We start from the raw sequence: 1,091 nt of genomic DNA on the forward strand, positions 1-1,091 counted from the left end.
AGCCGTGCGTGCGGGTCGCGGCGGGTCAGTAGACCGGCTTCTCCGGCTCGATCTGGTTGACCCAGCCGATCACACCGCCGCCCACGTGGACGGCGTCCGAGAAGCCCGCGGACTTCAGGACGGCGAGGACTTCCGCGGAGCGGACACCCGTCTTGCAATGCAAGACGATCTTCTTGTCCTGCGGCAGATCCTGGAGGGCCGTGCCCATCAGGAACTCGTTCTTGGGGATCAGCTTGGCGCCGGGGATCGAGACGATCTCGTACTCGTTCGGCTCGCGGACGTCGATGACCTCGATGTTCTCGCCCTCGTCCAGCCACTCCTTGAGCTGCTTGGGCGTGATCGTCGAGCCGGCCGCGGCCTCCTGGGCCTCCTCGCTCACGACGCCGCAGAACGCCTCGTAGTCGATCAGCTCGGTGACGGTCGCGTTCTCGCCGCAGACCGCGCAGTCGGGGTCCTTGCGGACCTTGACCTGGCGGTAGGTCATCTCCAGCGCGTCGTAGATCATCAGGCGGCCGACCAGCGGCTCCCCGATGCCGGCGAGCAGCTTGATGGCCTCGTTGACCTGGATCGAGCCGATGGACGCGCAGAGCACGCCCAGCACGCCGCCCTCGGCGCAGGAGGGGACCATGCCGGGGGGCGGGGGCTCCGGGTAGAGGCAGCGGTAGCAGGGGCCGTGCTCGGACCAGAAGACCGACGCCTGGCCGTCGAAGCGGTAGATCGAACCCCATACGTACGGCTTGTTCAGCAGCACGCACGCGTCGTTGACGAGATAGCGGGTGGCGAAGTTGTCGGTGCCGTCGACGATCAGGTCGTACTGGGAGAACATCTCCATGACGTTCTCCGCCTCAAGGCGCTCCTGGTGGAGAACGACGTTCACATACGGGTTGATGCCCTTGACCGAGTCGCGGGCGGACTCGGCCTTGGGGCGGCCGATGTCGGCCTGGCTGTGGATGATCTGGCGCTGGAGATTCGACTCGTCGACCTCGTCGAACTCCACGATGCCCAGGGTGCCGACGCCGGCCGCGGCGAGGTACATCAGACCCGGCGAGCCCAGGCCGCCGGCGCCCACAAAGAGCACCTTGGCGTTCTTC

1 protein-coding gene is annotated in these 1,091 nt (G+C 66.9%); it reads right to left on the reverse strand.

The genetic code is table 11. The annotated features are described in order from the left end of the window. Positions 1–25: 25 nt before the first annotated feature. The coding region (moeZ, locus tag ACFU99_RS44390) for an adenylyltransferase/sulfurtransferase MoeZ (RefSeq protein WP_384404579.1) at positions 26–1,091 on the reverse strand (1,066 nt) is incomplete at its 5' end.

It is taken from the genome of Streptomyces sp. NPDC057654, from assembly GCF_042800135.1.
In the GTDB taxonomy this organism is placed as follows: Bacteria; Actinomycetota; Actinomycetes; order Streptomycetales; family Streptomycetaceae; genus Streptomyces.